Annotated in this window: 9 protein-coding genes and 1 riboswitch; of the genes, 5 read left to right on the forward strand and 4 right to left on the reverse strand. The window is 60.2% G+C overall.

What is annotated here, in order from left to right; translation table 11 throughout:
- The first annotated feature begins 1,474 nt into the window (after positions 1 to 1,474).
- Positions 1,475 to 1,698, forward strand: a riboswitch (cobalamin riboswitch).
- Positions 1,699 to 1,820: 122 nt separating this feature from the next.
- From JFT86_RS22820 to cobM, 4 genes are all read left to right on the forward strand, one after another.
- Positions 1,821 to 2,018 carry a CbtB domain-containing protein gene (locus tag JFT86_RS22820; protein WP_201238428.1) on the forward strand — a complete coding sequence of 66 codons (198 nt, stop codon included), beginning with the start codon at positions 1,821 to 1,823 and terminating at the stop codon, positions 2,016 to 2,018.
- A gap of 11 nt (positions 2,019 to 2,029) precedes the next feature.
- Positions 2,030 to 2,731 carry a CbtA family protein gene (locus JFT86_RS22825; RefSeq protein WP_201238429.1) on the forward strand — a complete coding sequence of 234 codons (702 nt, stop codon included), beginning with the start codon at positions 2,030 to 2,032 and terminating at the stop codon, positions 2,729 to 2,731.
- A complete protein-coding gene (locus JFT86_RS22830; protein ID WP_201238430.1) occupies positions 2,728 to 3,141 on the forward strand; it encodes a cobalamin biosynthesis protein in 414 nt (137 codons plus the stop codon). The genes JFT86_RS22825 and JFT86_RS22830 overlap by 4 nt, the downstream gene beginning before the upstream one ends.
- A gap of 80 nt (positions 3,142 to 3,221) precedes the next feature.
- The gene (gene cobM, locus JFT86_RS22835) at positions 3,222 to 3,968 is read left to right on the forward strand and encodes a precorrin-4 C(11)-methyltransferase (RefSeq protein ID WP_201238431.1); all 747 of its coding nucleotides are present in this window, start codon (positions 3,222 to 3,224) and stop codon (positions 3,966 to 3,968) included.
- A gap of 219 nt (positions 3,969 to 4,187) precedes the next feature.
- Here the strand turns inward: cobM and nfuA are convergent, their stop codons facing one another.
- The 3 genes from nfuA to JFT86_RS22850 all read right to left on the reverse strand — a co-directional run bounded on the left by nfuA (position 4,188) and on the right by JFT86_RS22850 (position 8,330).
- On the reverse strand, positions 4,188 to 4,772 hold the full coding sequence (gene nfuA / locus JFT86_RS22840) for a Fe-S biogenesis protein NfuA (RefSeq protein WP_003225494.1): 585 nt from the start codon (positions 4,770 to 4,772) through the stop codon (positions 4,188 to 4,190).
- A 57-nt stretch (positions 4,773 to 4,829) separates the two neighbouring features.
- On the reverse strand, positions 4,830 to 5,864 hold the full coding sequence (locus JFT86_RS22845; protein ID WP_201238432.1) for an acyltransferase: 1,035 nt from the start codon (positions 5,862 to 5,864) through the stop codon (positions 4,830 to 4,832).
- Positions 5,865 to 6,047: 183 nt separating this feature from the next.
- Positions 6,048 to 8,330 (reverse strand): fatty acid cis/trans isomerase, encoded by a 2,283-nt coding sequence (locus tag JFT86_RS22850; protein WP_201238433.1) that lies wholly within the window; start codon positions 8,328 to 8,330, stop codon positions 6,048 to 6,050.
- Between the two features lie 156 nt (positions 8,331 to 8,486).
- On the opposite strand from JFT86_RS22850, the gene metH reads away from it, so the two are divergent.
- Positions 8,487 to 12,197, forward strand: a complete 3,711-nt coding sequence (gene metH / locus JFT86_RS22855; RefSeq protein ID WP_201238434.1) for a methionine synthase — start codon at positions 8,487 to 8,489, stop codon at positions 12,195 to 12,197.
- Between the two features lie 53 nt (positions 12,198 to 12,250).
- Here the strand turns inward: metH and JFT86_RS22860 are convergent, their stop codons facing one another.
- Positions 12,251 to 19,501, reverse strand: a complete 7,251-nt coding sequence (locus JFT86_RS22860; protein WP_201238435.1) for an NEL-type E3 ubiquitin ligase domain-containing protein — start codon at positions 19,499 to 19,501, stop codon at positions 12,251 to 12,253.
- Positions 19,502 to 19,614 lie beyond the last annotated feature (113 nt).

Raw genomic sequence — 19,614 nt, forward strand, 5'->3', positions numbered from 1 at the left:
GTGTCTATCCGGGGGCATCGCCTACGGTTTGCTGCGCTGCACCTCCTCTCGATGTGTTTGGCTTCGCCAAACGGCACTGCGCGCCTAACCCCCGGATGAACACCTCCGCTCGGCCTGCCGAAGTGGCTGAAGGGCAAAAGCCAAAGCAGATCAAAAGATCGCAGCCTGACTTTTCCCCTGTAGGAGCTGCCGAAGGCTGCGATCTTTTGATTTTGTTGTTTGGGGGGCTGGGATTGGGGTTGGGGACATATCCGTTGCTGCGGTAACGGCTGCTTAGGGTTTCGCTCTTACAGCGAGTCACCTTTTCCAGACGCCGAAAAGGTAACCCAAAAGGCTTGGCCCCGGCGTACGGCACTTCGCTTGGGCTCAGTGTTCCCTCGCTACGGTGTCCATCCGGGGGCATCGCCTACGGTTGGCTGCGCTGCACCTCCTCTCGATGTGTTTGGCTTCGCCAAACGGCGCTGCGCGCCTAACCCCCGGATGAACACCTTCGCTCGGCCTGCCGAAGGGGCTGAAGATCAAGAGCCAAAGCAGATCAAAAGAACGCAGCATGACTTATCCCCTGTAGGAGCTGCCGAAGGCTGCGATCTTTTGATTTTGTTGTTTGGGGGGGCTGGGATTGGGGGCATATCCGTTGCTGCGGGTGATGTTTCTGGCGGTTTCGCTCTTACAGCGAGTCACCTTTTCCAGACGCCGAAAAGGTAACCCAAAAGGCTTGGCCCCGGCGTACGGCACTTCGCTTGGGCTCAGTGTTCCCTCGCTACGGTGTCCATCCGGGGGCATCGCCTACGGTTGGCTGCGCTGCACCTCCTCTCGATGTGTTTGGCTTCGCCAAACGGCGCTGCGCGCCTAACCCCCGGATGAACACCTCCGCTCGGCCTGCCGAAGGGGCTGAAGAGCAACAGCAAAGCTAAAGCCAAAGCAGATCAAAAGATCGCAGCCTTCGGCAGCTCCTACAGGGAATGGGTACACCTGCCAGAGCTTGGTCGGATGTCAGGCCGTCATCGCGAGCAGGCTCACTCCTACAATGGGATCGTATGCACTCTGCTAGAGACTGGTCGGCTGTCAGGCCGCCATCGCTACCACAAAAAAACGAATTTTCCCCAAACGCGGCGCATGCCGCCCCACTCAACACAATGAGCGTTCGCTCAAGTACCGCTCTTGATCTAGAAGGCCCGTCGGAAGGCTGAGTGGAGGGATTGATCCGGGGGTGGGAGCGCAGCGACCGTTTGGCGCAGCCAAATGCATCGAGAGGAGGTGCAGCGCAGCAAACCGTAGGCGATGCGCCCGGATCAATCCCGCAGCGAAGGAACCCGAGCCTAGGCGAGGGCCGAACGTCAGGGTAAAGCCTTTTGGGTTACCTTTTCGGCGTTTGGAAAAGGTGACTCGCCGTAAGGGCGAAACCCTAAGAAGCCGTTACCGCAGCAACGGATCTGCCCCCCACCCAATTGACTCAAATCCCCCCTCATGATCTCCTACACAACTTGTTACGGGTGCCCTTCACAGGGTGAAACGGGAAACCGGTGAATCATGTGCTTTACTCTTAAGCCATGTCAGTCCGGTGCTGCCCCCGCAACGGTAAGCGAGCGAAGCGTCAGATCCACTGTGCCAGCACGGCATGGGAAGGTGACGCTTGCAGGTCGGCCTGACGCCAACCCCTCGTGAGCCCGGAGACCGGCCCGCAACACACAGCACGCATTTGTGCGTCGCTGAACATAACAAACCCGCGGTGGGCGGGCGCTGTTCGAACCCCTGCGTGCCCGACTCGCAGGGGTTTTCATGCGCTCTATTCACCCGCTGACACTCCAGAGGGAAGCGCCATGTCGATCATCAGCAGCACCGGCAGCAACACAGACAAAATCGCCAGCAGCACCACACTGAGCCAACGTCTGACCGCCGCCATCTTCGCGTCGATTCTCGGCGCCAGCCTCGTCTATTTCGCCGGTTTCTCGCACATCGAAGCGGTCCATAACGCTGCCCACGATACCCGCCACAGCGCCGCGTTCCCGTGCCACTGAGACCTGCCGACATGATCAAGCGAATTGCACAAACCGCAGGTTTCACCGGCCTGCTGGCCGCCCTGCTCCTCACGCTGCTGCAAAGTTTCTGGGTCTCGCCGCTGATTCTGCAGGCGGAAACTTTCGAGAAAGCCGAGCCTGTGGCTGAAGTCCACGAACACGCCGCCGGCGCCGCCGCACACACCCACGATGCCGAAGCCTGGGAGCCGGAAAACGGCTGGCAGCGCGTCGTCTCGACCACTGGCGGCAATCTGGTGGTGGCCGTGGGTTTTGCCCTGATGCTCGCCGGTCTCTACACCCTGCGCGCGCCGACCAAGACATCGCAAGGTCTGCTCTGGGGCCTGGCCGGTTACGCCACTTTCGTATTGGCGCCGACGCTGGGCTTGCCGCCTGAACTGCCTGGCACCGCTGCGGCTGATCTGGCTTCGCGGCAGATCTGGTGGATCAGCACCGCCGCCTCTACCGCTGCCGGTCTGGCGCTGATCGCGTTCAGCCGTCACTGGCTGATGAAAATCCTCGGCGTGGCGATTCTCGCCGTGCCGCATGTGATCGGTGCACCACAACCGGAAGTGCATTCGATGCTGGCTCCGGAAGCCCTCGAAGCCCAGTTCAAAATCGCTTCGCAGCTGACCAACGTCGCGTTCTGGCTGGCCTTGGGCCTGATTAGCGCCTGGCTGTTCCGCCGCAAAAGCGATGGTCAATACCACGCATGAGCAATGACAGCGCAGCGCCGACCTTTGTGGTCGGCCTGGGCTGCCAGCGCGGCTGCCCCGCCAGCACGCTGCGTGCGTTATTCGATCAAGCCTTGCAGGCTCATCGCATCGACCTTGTGGCGGTCAAGGCGTTGGCCAGCATCGACTTGAAGCGCGACGAGCCCGGTTTACAGGAGCTCGCCGCGCAACTGGCGCTGCCCCTGCTGTATTTCAGCAGTGAAGAACTGGCCAGATATCAGCAGCGACTGAGCCACCATTCGCAGATCGCCTACGAGCGCACGGGTTGCTACGGCGTGGCGGAAAGTGCGGCGCTGGCCCTCGCCGAGCAACTGATTCAGGCACCGGCAAAACTGCTGATTTCCCGACAAAAATACGCGCAAGCAACGTTGGCATTGGCCGGCGCTGCATAAAATCCCGATAATCCCCGCCATCGATCATGAGCAATCTTCATCTGAAGCGTTGCCGCGCCTCTTTTCCAAAGGATTCAACGATGACCGTTTACTTCATCGGCGCCGGCCCCGGCGACCCGGAATTGATCACCGTCAAAGGCCAGCGACTCATCCGCAGTTGTCCGGTCATCATCTACGCAGGTTCGCTGGTGCCGGCGCCTGTGATTGACGGTCATCAGGCTGAAACCGTGGTCAACAGCGCTGAATTGCATCTGGAACAGATCATTGACCTGATCAAGACCGCACATGCCAAAGGCCAGGATGTGGCGCGGGTGCATTCGGGGGATCCAAGCCTGTATGGCGCAATTGGCGAGCAGATTCGCTGCTTGCGAGAGCTGGATATTCCATTTGAAATCGTGCCCGGCGTCACCGCAACAGCGGCGTGTGCGGCGCTACTGGGCGCCGAACTGACCCTGCCGGATGTCTCGCAGAGCGTCATTCTGACCCGATACGCTGACAAGACCGCGATGCCGGCGGGTGAAGAATTGGGCAGCCTGGCCCAACATGGCGCGACCATGGCGATTCATCTGGGGGTCAATCATCTGGAGAAGATTCTGGCGGAGCTGTTGCCGCATTACGGTGCGGATTGCCCGATTGCAGTGATTCATCGGGCGACATGGCCGGATCAGGATTGGGTGGTGGGGACGATTGAGGACATTGCCGGGAAGGTCGCGGCCAAAGGGTTTCGGCGCACGGCGTTGATTCTGGTTGGGCGGGTGTTGGGGAGTGAGGTGTTTAGCGAGTCATCGCTGTATCGCGCGGGGCATGCTCACCTTTACAGACCGTGAATCAAATGACTTTTGTGGCTGGATACAAAACCTGTGGTGAGGGGATTTATCCCCGACGGGTTGCGAAGCAGCCCCAAAAAAGGAACTGCTGCGCAGTTCATCGGGGATAAATCCCCTCGCCACAAAGTAGCCAGACAATTATTACTCTGGCACATGAAAAAACAGGCATAAAAAAACGGCGCTCACGGGGCGCCGTTTTTCATGTCTGCAGCGAACACCTTAGTAGTAGGCGTTTTCTTTCTGCGTATGGTCGGTCACGTCGCGAACACCCTTGAGCTCGGGAATACGCTCAAGCAGCGTGCGCTCGATGCCTTCCTTCAGAGTCACGTCGGCCTGGCCGCAGCCCTGGCAACCACCACCGAATTGCAACACGGCGATGCCGTCTTCAACCACATCGATCAGGCTGACCTGACCGCCGTGGCTGGCCAGCCCCGGGTTGATTTCGGTTTGCAGGTAGTAGTTGATGCGCTCGTTGACCGGGCTGTCGGCGTTGACCATCGGCACTTTGGCGTTTGGCGCCTTGATGGTCAGCTGGCCGCCCATGCGGTCGGTGGCGTAATCGACAACGGCGTCGTCGAGAAACGCTTCGCTGAACGAATCGATATACGCGGTGAAGCTTTTCAGCCCCAGCGCCGTATCTTCGGGTTTTTCTTCGCCCGGCTTGCAGTAGGCAATGCAGGTTTCGGCGTACTGGGTGCCAGGCTGGGTGATGAAGACGCGGATACCGATGCCCGGGGTGTTCTGCTTGGACAGCAGATCAGCCAGGTAATCGTGGGCGGCGTCGGTGATGGTAATAGCGGTCATGGAAACTCCTCGCAGGCTTGGGCGCAGTTTACGCCAATCGTTGCGCCGGACAAAGTCCTAGTATTTTTGTCGGGAAAGATTCTCGACAGGCTCGCCCAGCGGTTCGCGATCAATTCGCGCTTTAAGCCACCGATAGCTGCGTTTTTCCACCCATTCGTAGCTCAACCACGAGCCCAAGCCAATGGCCAGCGCGCAAACGACAAACATCAGATACGGGTTGATGCCGTAGCGCCGCGCGAGAAAACCACCCGCTGACAACACAAGAACGTGCATCAAATACACCGAATAGGAGCAATCGCCGAGTAGCATGAGCACACGGCTGCGCTCGACATAACGCTCCAGCGCCATGCACGACATGACCAAAATTGCGCTCGGCACACCCCAGTTGAGCAACCTCGGCGCCGGCGTCAAATGGTAAATCGCCAGCAACGCCACGACGATTCCCGTCAACGGTAGCCACAGCCCGCCGCCAATCCAGCCACGTCGATAGAGCATGCCGATACCAATCCCCAGCAAGAACTCATAAACGATGTCCGAGCGGTAGAACTCGCTGATCCAGCCAAACCCGGTCCACGCCTGACACACCGCGAACAGCAGCGCTGCAACCACCAGCAGGCGCACCTGCAAACGAAACAATAGTGCCCAGGCAAACAGCACGTAGAAAAGCATTTCGTAATTGAGTGTCCAGCCGACATTCAGGGTCGGATAGATTCCGTATCCGCCGGGGTTCTGCGTCGGAATGAACAACAGCGACAGCAGCAGATGGCTCCAGTCCAGCATTTGATCGGGCAACAGTGGCTGGGCAAAAACCACCAGCAACGCCATCAGCAGCGTGTACAGCCAATACGCCGGGACGATGCGAAACAATCGATACAGCAGGAATTGCCCCGGCCGCAGGCTTTTGTCTTCGGTGGAAAGAAAAATTACCAGACCACTGATGACGAAGAAAATGTCGACGCCCACCGCGCCCTTGTCGATGAACCACTGGCCCACCGGGCCTCGGGCTTCGAAGTCGAAAAAAATCTGCATGAAGTGATGGCAGACCACCGTCCACGCGGCGAGCGCACGCAGGGCCTGCACTGAAATCAACATTACTCACTCCTGACCCAGTCTCTCAAAGCACCGCCGATCCCTTGTAGGAGTGAGCCTGCTCGCGATGGCGGTGGCAACCTCAACATCTCTAGTGCCTGATACTCCGCTATCGCGAGCAGGCTCACTCCTACAGGGGTTTTGCGGTGTTACTGAAGGTTGGGACAGCAGGCCGGCAGCAAACGATCAAAGATTCTCGTAGCGGTTCATGTCCAGCACGCCCTCTTCCACCGAATCGGTTTCGTGCAGGTACTGACTCAGATCGTGGAAATAGAACCAGAATTGCGGGTGACTGCGGCGGATGCCCCAGCGTTCGACGATTTTTTCGAAACGATTGGCATCCTTGGCGTTTTCCATCGCATCGACAAACGCCGGCACCTGATCGGCCGGGATGTTGAAGATGAAGTTCGGATAGCTGCTAAGCACACCCGGATAAATGGTCAGCGTGTCCAGCCCCGGCTGATAACGCAGCGACTCTCCGAGCAAAAATGCCACGTTGCTATGGGCACGATTGCGCAGCAGGCTGTAGACCTCGCGTTTGCCGCTGGCGGTTTCGATGCGCAACATCGTTGCTTCCGGCAATTGATCGATGACTTTCAGGCCAGCCGCCGGACGTGAGGTCAGGCGACTAAGAGCCTGTTCGGCATTCTGCAGCGCTGGATCAATGTTCGGCCGCGAGCAATAGGCGCCGTCACAGCGGTTGATCGGATCGGGCCGCGCATTGAGGTCGCCATAACGCGCCAGCAACTGCATGGCGAAGTCGTATTTCGGGTCTTTCTCGTCGAGCTTCAGAGCGGTCGGCTTGTCGTCGTCGATGGCTTCATAGTCGAGCCACATCTTGAATTGGCCGCTGCTCTGGTACCAATCGTCGAGGTAGTCCTCGCGGGAATCGGCCGGCATCAGGCGCAGGAAGTTCTGTTCGGCGCCGTTGCGGATCAGGTCGAAATACAGGCGGGTTTGCGCCTGATGCGAGACGTTACCGAACACATCGAAGTTGACCGCCAACTGGTAATACGTGCGCTCCAGCAACGGATAGTCAAACAGCCACATTGTCTGCGGCACTTCACCGATCAGGCCTTTGGTCACCGAGGCGCTGTCGAAGTGACGGAAAATGCTCAGCAGCGCGTTGTCGTTGCCGGCCCACAATGTCGACCAGCTCGGTGCCGGTTGATCGGCGTAGCTGTCGCGGCGCAGCGCCTCGTATTCGTTACGTTTGTCGCGATAGTTGTGCCACAGACTCAGGACGCTGCCGACATCGTCGTTCTGCCCGGGCATGGCCAACAGCGGCGTAGCCTGCCCGCGATAGTTGGGGTCGGTGATGTACAGGTCATGTTCAGGGGCCTGGAACAGCGCCCAGAAGTTGTCGCGAATCACGTCTGTGGCGATCTGCCCACGGCAGACCGGGCCGCGAATAAAGGTACGCACGAAGTATTCGGCGTTATCGAGCATGAACTGATAGCGCGCCTGCGCCGGAATGGCTTCGAACGTGGCAAACGGGTTGGCGCGGCTCTGCGGGCCGTAGCCAGGCAACGCGCTGACCTGCCAGTTGCCGTTGTAAAACAGGCTCTTGACCCGCGCCATCTTCGCCGCGCTGAGCGGATAAGTGATGTGGGTTTTATGCACGATCACCCCTTGCACCGGCCATAAGCGGTAGTAAACCTGAGTGCCCGGATCATCGTTGGGGCGGCGGGTGGCGATCAGGTCGATCGGCTGGCCCGTCGGCGTGCGCGAGCGCACCCACTGGAAGTAATGCCCCGGTTCGCCATCCTTGAAATAGATGTGCGCCAGAAACAAGTGCTCGAACAACCAGCGCCCGACCAGGCTCTGGCGAGCGCCCGGCGCATTGAGCAGGTTTTCCCACTGGACTATCTGCAAGGCTTCCTTTGCGCTCGGCGCCAGCCCTTGCTCGTCAATTGGCGCACCGGACGCCAGCCAGCGCTGCAACGTCTTGTACTGCTGATCGGTGAGCCCGGTCACCGCCAACGGCATGCCTTCCTTCGGATGCGCGCCGGCATAACCCTCGAATTCGGCGGGCATCGCGCACATGTTCTCGCGATTCAGGCCGAGCACGATGTCTTCGGGAAGTTTGGCATTCGGCGTCAACGGGGTTTTGTGCCCCAGCTCCAGCATGCGCGCCATCAACGCGGCCTGACTGCCCTGGGCATCGAGCACCGAATAGAAGCCCTTCTGCTGCCAGGCACGTTTGCCGAAGGCGTCGTAGAACAGGCGTGTGGTCGGTGCCGCTTGCGTGCGTTCGCCATCATAGACCGGCATTTTGCTGGCACCACGTCCGGCGCCTTCGCCACTGCCCAGATTGAGCTGACAGGCAGAGTCGTAGCACGCATGGCAGGCCACGCATTTCTCGGTGAAGATCGGCTGGATATCGCGGGTGTAGGAGATCTTGGGTTCCTGCGCAGCGGCGCCCCAGCTGAGACACAACAACAAAATGCTGACGACGCGGTACGACATGCCCTTGATCCCGATCCTGTAAAAAAACGCCGCGATTCTACAGTATGACGCCCGTACCAACATGAGCGATATTCATGCAAAACCTTCACATGCTCTAAATCGGCACAGGTTTGCTATGATCCCGCTCCTTCGTAATGGTCTTTCCGAGTAGTCCAAATGTCCGATCGCAGCGTCCGCCTTCAAGCTCTCAAGCAAGCCCTCAAAGAGCGCATCCTGATACTCGACGGCGGTATGGGCACGATGATCCAGAGCTACAAGCTCGAAGAGCAGGATTATCGCGGCAAACGCTTCGCGGACTGGCCGAGTGACGTCAAAGGCAACAACGACCTGCTGGTGATCACCCGTCCGGACGTGATCGGCGGCATCGAGAAAGCCTACCTGGATGCCGGCGCCGACATCCTCGAAACCAACACCTTCAACGCCACGCGCATTTCCATGGCCGACTACGGCATGGAAGAGCTGGCGTACGAGTTAAACGTAGAAGGCGCACGCCTGGCGCGCAAGGTCGCCGACGCCAAGACCGCCGAGAACCCTAACAAGCCACGCTTCGTTGCCGGCGTGCTCGGCCCGACCAGCCGCACCTGCTCGCTGTCGCCTGACGTCAACAACCCTGGCTATCGCAACGTCACCTTTGATGAGCTGGTGGAGAACTACACCGAAGCCACCAAAGGTCTGATCGAGGGCGGCGCCGACCTGATCCTGATCGAAACCATTTTCGACACCCTTAACGCCAAAGCGGCGATCTTCGCCGTGCAAGGTGTGTTCGAAGAGCTGCACATCGAACTGCCGATCATGATTTCCGGGACCATCACCGACGCCTCCGGCCGTACCCTGTCGGGCCAGACCACCGAAGCGTTCTGGAACTCGGTGGCGCACGCCAAGCCAATCTCGGTCGGCCTCAACTGCGCACTCGGCGCCAGCGAATTGCGTCCGTACCTGGAAGAGCTGTCGAACAAGGCCAGCACCCATGTGTCCGCGCACCCGAACGCCGGCCTGCCGAACGAGTTCGGCGAGTACGACGAACTGCCGTCGGAAACCGCCAAAGTCATCGAAGAATTCGCCCAGAGCGGTTTCCTCAATATAGTCGGCGGCTGCTGCGGCACCACGCCGGGGCATATCGAAGCCATCGCCAAAGCCGTGGCCGGTTACGCGCCACGGCAGATTCCGGACATTCCCAAGGCCTGCCGTCTCTCGGGTCTGGAGCCGTTCACCATTGATCGCAGCTCGCTGTTCGTCAACGTCGGCGAGCGCACCAACATCACCGGTTCCGCCAAGTTCGCCCGTCTGATCCGTGAAGACAACTACACCGAAGCGCTGGAAGTCGCCCTGCAGCAGGTCGAGGCCGGCGCGCAGGTGATCGACATCAACATGGACGAAGGCATGCTCGATTCGAAGAAGGCCATGGTGACCTTCCTCAATCTGATCGCCGGTGAACCGGACATCTCGCGCGTACCGATCATGATCGACTCGTCGAAATGGGAAGTGATCGAAGCCGGCCTCAAGTGCATTCAGGGCAAGGGCATCGTCAACTCGATCAGCATGAAAGAAGGCGTCGAGCAGTTCATCCATCACGCCAAACTGTGCAAGCGCTACGGTGCTGCGGTGGTGGTGATGGCGTTCGACGAAGCCGGTCAGGCCGACACCGAAGCGCGCAAGAAAGAAATCTGCAAACGCTCCTACGACATTCTGGTCAACGAAGTCGGCTTCCCGCCGGAAGACATCATCTTCGACCCGAACATCTTCGCCGTCGCCACCGGTATCGAAGAGCACAACAACTACGCTGTGGACTTCATCAATGCCTGTGCCTACATCCGCGACGAACTGCCGTATGCGCTGACTTCCGGCGGCGTGTCCAACGTGTCGTTCTCGTTCCGTGGCAACAACCCGGTGCGTGAAGCGATCCACTCGGTGTTCCTGCTGTACGCGATCCGCGCCGGCCTGACCATGGGCATCGTCAACGCCGGTCAACTGGAGATCTACGACCAGATCCCGCAGGAACTGCGCGACGCTGTCGAAGACGTGATCCTCAACCGCACGCCGGAAGGCACCGACGCCCTCCTAGCCATCGCCGACAAGTACAAGGGCGACGGCAGCGTCAAGGAAGCCGAGACCGAAGAGTGGCGCAGCTGGGAGGTCAACAAGCGCCTGGAACATGCGCTGGTCAAAGGCATCACCACGCACATCGTCGAAGACACCGAAGAGTCGCGCCAATCGTTCTCCCGCCCGATCGAAGTGATCGAAGGCCCGCTGATGTCCGGCATGAACATCGTCGGCGACCTGTTCGGCGCCGGTAAAATGTTCCTGCCGCAGGTGGTGAAATCCGCCCGCGTAATGAAGCAGGCCGTCGCGCATCTGATCCCGTTCATCGAACTGGAAAAAGGCGACAAGCCGGAAGCCAAGGGCAAGATCCTCATGGCCACGGTGAAGGGCGACGTGCACGACATCGGCAAGAACATCGTCGGCGTGGTGCTGGGCTGTAACGGCTACGACATCGTCGACCTTGGCGTGATGGTTCCGGCAGAAAAGATCCTGCAAGTGGCCAAGGAGCAGAAGTGCGACATCATCGGCCTGTCCGGCCTGATCACGCCGTCGCTGGATGAGATGGTCCATGTGGCTCGCGAGATGCAACGTCAGGACTTCCATCTGCCGCTGATGATCGGTGGCGCGACCACCTCCAAGGCGCACACGGCGGTGAAGATCGAACCCAAGTACAGCAACGACGCGGTGGTCTACGTGACCGACGCCTCGCGTGCGGTCGGCGTGGCAACCCAGTTGCTGTCGAAAGAGTTGAAGGCCGGTTTCGTCGAGAAAACCCGCCTGGAATACGTCGACGTGCGTGAGCGCACCGCCAACCGCAGCGCGCGTACCGAACGTTTGAGCTACGCCGCTGCCGTTGCCAAGAAGCCACAGTTCGACTGGGCCAGCTACGAGCCGGTCAAACCAACCTTCACCGGCAGCAAGGTGCTGGACAACATCGACCTCAAGGTGCTGGCCGAGTACATCGACTGGACACCGTTCTTCATCTCCTGGGATCTGGCCGGCAAGTTCCCGCGTATTCTCGACGACGAAGTGGTCGGTGAAGCCGCCACTGCGCTGTACAAGGACGCGCAGGAAATGCTCGCCAAGCTGATCGACGAGAAGCTGATCAGCGCCCGCGCCGTGTTCGGTTTCTGGCCGGCCAATCAGGTGCATGACGACGACATCGAGCTGTATGGCGATGACGGCAAGCCAATGGCCAAGCTGCATCACCTGCGTCAGCAGATCATCAAGACCGACGGCAAACCGAACTTCTCCCTCGCCGACTTTGTTGCGCCGAAGGACAGCGAAGTGACCGACTACGTCGGTGGTTTCATCACCACCGCTGGCATCGGCGCCGAAGAAGTCGCCAAGGCTTATCAGGACGCTGGCGACGATTACAACTCAATCATGGTCAAGGCCCTCGCCGACCGTTTGGCAGAGGCTTGCGCCGAGTGGCTGCACCAGCAGGTGCGTAAAGAACACTGGGGTTACGCCAAGGACGAAGTGCTCGACAACGACGCGCTGATCAAAGAGCAATACAGCGGCATCCGCCCTGCCCCGGGTTATCCGGCCTGCCCGGATCACACCGAGAAGGCTGCGCTGTTTGCCTTGCTCGACCCGCAAGCCGAAGAAATGCGTGCCGGCCGCAGCGGTGTGTTCCTCACCGAACACTACGCGATGTTCCCGGCGGCAGCGGTCAGCGGCTGGTACTTCGCTCACCCGCAAGCGCAGTACTTCGCAGTCGGCAAGATCGACAAGGACCAGGTGCAAAGCTACACCTCGCGTAAAGGTCAGGAGCTGAGCGTGACCGAACGCTGGCTGGCACCGAACCTCGGTTACGATAACTGAGACCCGGCTCGGGCATGAGCGCAGCGTGCGCCCATGCCCGGTCATTCACCCCCTCATTGGCGATGTGACGGGCCCGGTTGTGGTGAGGACGGGCCAGGCAGCTCCGCCCCCTCTGTCGGGACCAGCGCCCGCATCTCCAGGCGAGACAGCTCCAGCAGATTGCCGGTGCTGGCAGCAGCCAACTCGACCTCCAGTTTGTGCAACGCCTTCGTGTATTGCTCCAGCGCGGGCCCTTCGGTTCTGTCGGGATGCGCCTCCTCGACCTCCCCCAGGCGTGTGGAAGCGTTACGCTCAACAACTTCAAATGCGTCGGGATGGCGCTCGCGCAGATAACGCACCCAGTAATCACGCGAAATCAGATCGTTGATAAACACATCGCCGGCCTCATCGGCGAGCACTGACGCGCGTGCGCTGGCGAGTTGTTGGCCGCGAATGGGTCGGCCGTACATCATGTGCTCGGGTTGCCCCGGCAACTCCAGCCCATCGGGCCAACCCGAGGTCATGCCGATACGATATTCCAGACGCACTTCTGCCCTGTCCTGTCCGCGCCCGGCGCGCTCTGCCAGACGGTCGACCCGGCCCAGGCGAAACAGTCGGCGCGACAGATCAAGCAAGGCGCGGCCACGCTGTTCCGGGCGCTGGCGCGGTATATCGCGCAACGTGTTGTATTCATAGACCCGGCTTTCCAGTTCGCTGAATGACAGGATGCGTCCGTCGGCACAAGCGCCGTGGGTCTCGGCATTGATGAACAGCAGTTGCCGAAGTTCGGTGTTTTCCGTGGCGGCCTGGATGACACGCCATACGCGGTGAGTCAGGTCAGCGCGCGACAATCGGAAATCACTGGTATCGCGCAGCGTCGTCAGCAAGTGAAAAAAGGCCTGGCGATTGTCTTCCTGGGCGAGTTGCATCCAGAGGGTAGTTCTGCTGGATCGCACATCAGCCCGGGTATCCACGAGCCAGGGCTGCAAGGCTGAATCGGACACCTCAAACGAGGGATTGAGCAGGGTTTCGATGGGCTCGACATTGGCATGAGTATCGTCGCCGCCGTCGCTGCCTCCATCGCTGTCGCCCGCTGAATCGATGTCAGATTCGAAATCACTGTCCGAGTCGCTCACGATCGCGCGGATGCGCAAATCGAGTTCCTCAGGCGAGATGCCCATCACCGCAACGTCGCCGTGCCGAGCGCTGTAATTGCGCATTTGCTCAAGGCTTATGAGCGACAACTGATAGGTGTCGGTGAGCTGCGTGCCGCCAACCAGTGATTCATGAGTGCCGTCCATCAGGCGCTCCGGAATAACCCTGAAATCGTTGCCACTGAGGTTCAAGGTCCGCAAGTTCAGCGCCTCCAGCAGCCCTTCCGGCCACTGCACCAGACCGTTGTAAGCCAGATTCAGGGTCTCGATGCGGCTGAAGCTGCGGGCATCGAATTGATTGATATGGTTATGACTCATATCCAGCCAGCGCAATTGATCACGCCCGGGCAGCCGGTACAACGATTGCGCGTCCAAAAACTGATTGCCGTTGAGCTCCAGGCGTTGCAGCCGACCCATGCTGTGCACCGCCTCCGGCAGCGCGCTCAGTTCATTGCCATTGAGCACCAACGTGTCCAGCTGCGCGAAGGCACGCAAAAAGCCATTGGAACCCTGCGCGGTGATTCGCGAGCCCGTCAGATTCAGTGTTCGTACATGGGTGAATTCAGCTGTCAGTGACGGTAGATCGCCGGTCCGCGGCCCCATCAGGTTGAGCACTTGCCCGGCGTCCGGAGTCAGCGCCGTGAGCCCGTCCTGCCAGCATTCGCGAATGCTCAGGGCCGCGAATCCACGTCCATCGGCGCTGACCACCGCATGGGTCGAATGGGTTTCGCGGGTAAATATCCAGCCATTGAGTTGACGCGTCAGTGACTCGCTGGTCTGCTGCCATTCGTCGAGACGGTTGCTGATCTGGCCGTCGCTCATGCCCGCGCTGCGCAGTCGCGAAATGCATTGTTCGGCCTCCGCTGGCGAAATGACCTGATTCAGATTCTGCAGACGTTCCGCCAACCCTGAGGCCTGTGCGCCGGTACTCGCCCTTCGGGGCAACGGCAACAGATACTCGGCGATGGACCTGGCCGTCTCAATCGGAGGAAAGTCTGCTGGCACCGGCTCCAGCGCAAACCGCTGCAGCGTCCCCACGGGCAAACCTCTGACGTTTTCAACGCGCAGCTGCGCCTCGCTCAGCGCCGTTTGGCCGGCGGGACTGAGTGTATTCCCTGTCAGGTTAATCTTGAGCAGCGCGTGGTTGTCGGCCAGAAACGATGGCGGCAGCGAATCGATGGCATTGTCGCGCAGGTCGGCCCACTCAAGCTGCGGCAAATGCTCGGCGCCGGCGGGCCAGGCCTGAAGTTCAGTGGCGCGCAGATTCAGCGCCTTGAGGCGTGTCATTGCGGTGACGTCCAGCACCGTCAGCGGATTCTGGCTGGCATTCAGGAACTCAAGACTGGACAAGTGGCTGAACTGGCTCTGTACGTGCGGCGTGACGGCAATGCGGTTTTGCGAGATATCAAGACGGCTCAATTGCGGCAAGTCGCCTGGCGCGAAAGGCAGTTCGCTGAAGCCATTGCCACTGATTTCCAGGGTCTGCGTGCCAGCGAATGCCCGAATGAAATTGCCCACCTGCTCGACCGGCGCATCCAGCCAGCCCAGCCGTAGCGTCGTTACATCGGAAAAAATTCCCGCCGGCAACGGCGGCAGCTCGCTGAGCTTTTCATAGCCCAGCAGTTGCGACATCTGCGCACCCGATGCGGGCAGTTCGAACAGGGTGACTTTGTCATTCAAGCCATAGCGGGCACGCACGGCGACGCGCCAGTGGTTCTCCAGTGCCCGCAGTACGCTGGCGTTGGGTTCTTGGGTCCAGCGCAACACGCGCTGTGCCGTGCGCAGTTCTGCCGAAGTGCCGGGCTGATAGAACTGGCGAAAGATCCCGGCGTGTTCGGCACGCAACGCTTCTATAGCGGCGAGCCTCGTCGCGGGCGTCTCCCAGAGCGTAAGAATCCGCTCAGGCAAGGGGTTGATCAGTCCGGCCTCACCGGTCAAAAAACCCAACTCTCCGTAGCAGAAGCCGCGCACCATCAGCGGCAGGTCAACCAGATGCCCCAACGGCCCGGAGTAACTCCTGACGTACTCGTACGCGGGTTTGAAAGCATCATGGGTGAACTTCGACCAATCCAGCGACAGTCCCGCCCAGAGTTTTTCATGTCCGTTGTAGAGTGCCTGCGGAATGACATTGATCGAGGTGTTGGTCAGGTCCAGACGCTCCAGTTGTGGGAGTTGCTGCGCATAGGCAGGCCACTGCGTCATGGCCGGCGCATCGATCGTGAGGGTCTTCAATTGCGTGAGCGGCGCCAGATCAAGGTTGTGCACGGCGGTGGGATCGACTCCGTCGCACTCAATGTGCAACGCCTCAAGGGACGTAAGTCCCTGTAGTCGTGTCGGGAAATCGCCGGCCAGCTTGTACGCATGGGATCTGAATCGCAGGCTCTTCAACGAGTGCATCGCGCTGACCGAGCGCGGCACGGTCGTCAGCGGCTGTGCACCGGCCGTGTAGGTGTCGAGAAAGTTGCCGCGTTCGCCCAGCGAGAGTTTTTCCACGTTGGCAAAGTGCGCCAGAAAATCCTCGGCATTGGCATCCGTCAGCCCGCGCCCGCCCACGGACAACTCGCGTACATGGCTGAAATCGGTGGTCAACCTCGGCAGCGGTTCGAGACTGCTGATCTCCAAACGATCCGCACCGGGTACTTCCGCTGACAACGGCGCCCGTCGCCAACTGTCCTTGAGCGCTTGCGCAGTCAGGCTCTTGCGCTCATACGTGGCCTGCCCATCGGAGCCTGCCGGCACACCGCGAAGCGGACGCTCCGGTGCGGGCCCCAGCCATCGTTCAAGCGAGGTATTCAGCGCATCCCACTCGCGCTGGCGGTTCTGCAACAGGTTGAAAATGTCCTTGTCGGTTTTGCCGGTTTGCAACTGCCGGAGGATGAAGCCGTTGGCCTGCTGATCGGTCAGTTGCGGATACACATCGCGCACGCGCACGGTCAAGTGCGGATTCATGCCCGGGCCACGACCACTGGCGTAGTAGCCCAACAGCTTTTCGTTGACCCGTGTTGGCGGTTTGAACCAGGCGGCCTGCGGCTCCAGCAGGGTCACTGCCTCACTGCGATGCTGATCAGCATGCTCGATAATGCTGCGGCGTAACTCGGCACTCTGGCTGACCTCAGGCACCCAGAGACTGCGACGGGCGTCATCGGGCAAGGCGTGCATGATCGAAGCATAGAAATTGTCGCCGACGTCTGGCTGGCTGTTAAGGGCTTCTCCTCGCTCATCGAAGGCCTGAAAACGCTGGCCCTTTTTGATCAGGTATTTTTTGTCGCGGGCGCTCTCGCTGCCAACGCTGTCGAGCAACGCGCCGCGTTCGTTGCCCTGGCGAACTTCGAGGCGAACGGTGTCAGGCCAGCCCCGCAGGTTCTGCAGGGTGTTCAACGCCAGGCGCCGGCTATCGGCAGTGGCGATATTTTCACTGCGCAGTCCCGCGTAAGCGCGGGTCTGACGTCCCTGTTGCACAAACCAGCGCGCCTCCTCGACCAGACGCAACGGCATGCCTCGGTTCGCGTTAATCCGTTCAATCTCGTCAGGCCTGGCGTGCGCAAGGACCTCCTCGGCCGCGGCATCGCTGAGCCCCGGACAGATTTTTTGCAAAAACCTGACACGCGTGTCGACCGGCGAAGCCCCGCGATAAATACTGTCGAAAATCGCTGGCTGGCGGGCCCGGGCGTAATCGGCAATCTGCTGACTGAACTCATTGGGACGAGCCTGTGGTACGCGTGCGCCGCCCTCACCGAGCAGTCGGTTGATTTCAGGCTCATCCATTTGGGCGAGAATGCGTGCCGTCAGATCGCCACGCAGAACGTCGGCCCGACTCACCTTGATCGGCGCCCTGACGAGCGCACCGCGCCCCTGACGCTTGGCACCATAGGTGACCGATTCGCCGGTCAGGCGGTCCTCATTGAAGATCTGCAACTCACGATTGGCCGGCCAGCGCGGCATTTCCGTCACCAGCGGCAATGCGTGCAGGTACAGCGGGTCAACCGCTTGGTTGCCGCGTAGTTGCGCTATGACCCGTGCCGAATCCGTATCGGCCTTGAACAGACGCATGGCGTCCTGCAACTCGGGTGGCGGCGCCGCGTTATCCAGATGCATTTTGCGCAGCGCGCTATCGCTGACCCCGCTGACATCGGCAACCCTGAGCAACTGCGCGTCGGAGAACCCTTCGGTGGCATGCCCCATGCGCCGCAACAAGGTCAACCGGTCCCATTGCAGAGGACGCTCCAGCGTATGCCGCCAGGCACCTCGGCCATTGTGTTCAAGCACGGGCTGGTAAGCCTCCGGATCAGAGGGATGGCGGATGCGCCATTTGCCCAGTGATTCATCGAAGAACTGTTGGTAGGCCTGACCGCCCTGGCGAAAATAGGCGTTTGCGTCGAGCAGATGCTGCCCGGACAGATTCGCACCGGTGCTGGCCTCCAGGGCCACCGGCGAAGCATAAGCACGCAGATCCGCTTTCCACAGCCGGGTTTTGCCATTGGGCAATGTCACTGGGTGCAGATCTTCCAGCACTGCGGGTGCTTTGGCCGCCTGAAACTTGCGTACCCCGGCACCCACCCCGGCCATCAGCGCAATCTGCACGAGGTTTTCAGCCACATCCACCAGATGATCCTTGGCCGCCCGGCGATCACCCTCTCCCCACTCGACCGCACCCTCAAGGGTTTCGTACAACAACTGCCCGGCCATCACCACCATCATCACTTCGCCCAGCACCGGCACGAACATCGACACCAGGTTCAGGCCCAGCAGACCGATTTGCATCAGGTGGGCCAGTTTCGCCTCTCGGGCCTTGGCGTCGACCTCTTGGGTCGGCACCGCATGACTGCGCGCATCGGCCAGTACCTTGGCGCAATGTTGCTGGTAGAGGTATTCCCAAAGATCCTCGTTTTCCGCCCAGATGCCTCGCCCCTTGCGCATGAGTGTCGAGGGTGCGAGATACGGGTCCGGTGCCGGTTCCAGTTTCGCCGCAATCTCCGGTGGCAACTCCTTGATACGGGTGAATGCCGGGGTGGGCATTACCGCGTCGATAATCGTGCGCCAGGGCGAGCGCCACGGATCGCTCGGGGAGTCGGCGGCCTTCTGCGTGAACTGGCTGAAATAGTACGGACGCTGGTCGTAGGGAACGAACTGGCTGAAAAAGCGTTGGTGCGGCGTCGGCTCTGCGCCGGTCAGTGTGGCGCTTCTTGCGGTGAACTGGCGCTTGAACTCCTGCTTCATCTGCGAACCGCCGTAGCGCTTGAGCGGATGCTCGGGATCGTTGGGAACGTAGAGAATCACTTCGTCGCTGTAGCGATATTTTTCGCAGATCGAGAAGGCCACGCAGCCGGCCATGCGCTTTTTCATCAAGCCCAAGTCTTCGAACCAGACTTGCTTGTTGCCCATCCACGGATGCCTTTCGCCGTTGATCACCGAGACGATCATGCTGTAGTCCGCAGGTTCGATGTCTTTTTTCAGCAGCGCCAGTTCGGCGGCAGCGCGCATGGCTGCCTTCTGACTGGCGATGAACGGTTCGCGGAGTGCGGTGGGCGCCGTCGTGGCGTGCGGATAAAAGAAGCCCTTCAGGTACGCCTGGTATTGCTTGCCGATGTCCAGGCTGCGGCACAACGTCAGAAACTGGCTGACGCTCAGGTTGACCGCCACCGCTTCGTAAGTGCCCGGCAAAGTGGTTTGCACAACGAACCCGGAAGTCGCGTGATAGGCCCCCGGCTGGCATTCGTAAGCTTCGAAATTGTGCAGCGTGGCGTCGAGCATCGATAGTTTTAGCACTTCGAACGACGATACTTCGATCTCGAAAATGCTGATTTCCAAGGGGCGCCTCAGGCACAGCAAGGTCTTGTCGACATCCACTTGCAGCTGGAATTGGTCTTTAAGGGCCTTGATCAACAGAGGCCGGGCGAAGGCATCGACGTCCTGAAACGCCGCCATGCTTTTGTCCAGCCGGTTCTGCGCATCAAGACTGGCCACGAGGCTTGCATTCAACGCCTCGCGCTGGTCAGCCCGGGCGTTCCGATACCACAGTGGCAACGTTGTATGAATGTCCTTGAACGCCTGGCGTCTTTGCGCCGAAGCGTCGGTCAACCATTGCGGGATGGATTGTTCGAGGAAGTCACCGTGCAGGCTTTGGGTGGTCGCCGGCGGCACAGTTGGCGCAGTGGATGAGATTACGGTCATGGTCGCTCCTTTTTGGTGGAGCCAAGAGCAGACCATCTCGGGCACGGGCATCTGCGGTAGATAGATCTCGCGCGATGAGTGGATACCTGTCGACTGTATGGGCGTGCAGCGGC

This window comes from Pseudomonas sp. TH06, from assembly GCF_016651305.1.
Classification (GTDB): domain Bacteria; phylum Pseudomonadota; class Gammaproteobacteria; order Pseudomonadales; family Pseudomonadaceae; genus Aquipseudomonas.

What these genes read in the sequence shown, in the direction of transcription:
- nfuA (WP_003225494.1), bottom strand. Translation starts at nt 4,772, where the DNA reads ATGACCGCTATTACCATCACCGACGCCGCCCACGATTACCTGGCTGAT.
- JFT86_RS22860 (WP_201238435.1), bottom strand. Translation starts at nt 19,501, where the DNA reads ATGACCGTAATCTCATCCACTGCGCCAACTGTGCCGCCGGCGACCACC.
- JFT86_RS22850 (WP_201238433.1), bottom strand. Translation starts at nt 8,330, where the DNA reads ATGTCGTACCGCGTCGTCAGCATTTTGTTGTTGTGTCTCAGCTGGGGC.
- JFT86_RS22830 (WP_201238430.1), top strand. Translation starts at nt 2,728, where the DNA reads ATGAGCAATGACAGCGCAGCGCCGACCTTTGTGGTCGGCCTGGGCTGC.
- JFT86_RS22825 (WP_201238429.1), top strand. Translation starts at nt 2,030, where the DNA reads ATGATCAAGCGAATTGCACAAACCGCAGGTTTCACCGGCCTGCTGGCC.
- cobM (WP_201238431.1), top strand. Translation starts at nt 3,222, where the DNA reads ATGACCGTTTACTTCATCGGCGCCGGCCCCGGCGACCCGGAATTGATC.
- JFT86_RS22820 (WP_201238428.1), top strand. Translation starts at nt 1,821, where the DNA reads ATGTCGATCATCAGCAGCACCGGCAGCAACACAGACAAAATCGCCAGC.
- metH (WP_201238434.1), top strand. Translation starts at nt 8,487, where the DNA reads ATGTCCGATCGCAGCGTCCGCCTTCAAGCTCTCAAGCAAGCCCTCAAA.
- JFT86_RS22845 (WP_201238432.1), bottom strand. Translation starts at nt 5,864, where the DNA reads ATGTTGATTTCAGTGCAGGCCCTGCGTGCGCTCGCCGCGTGGACGGTG.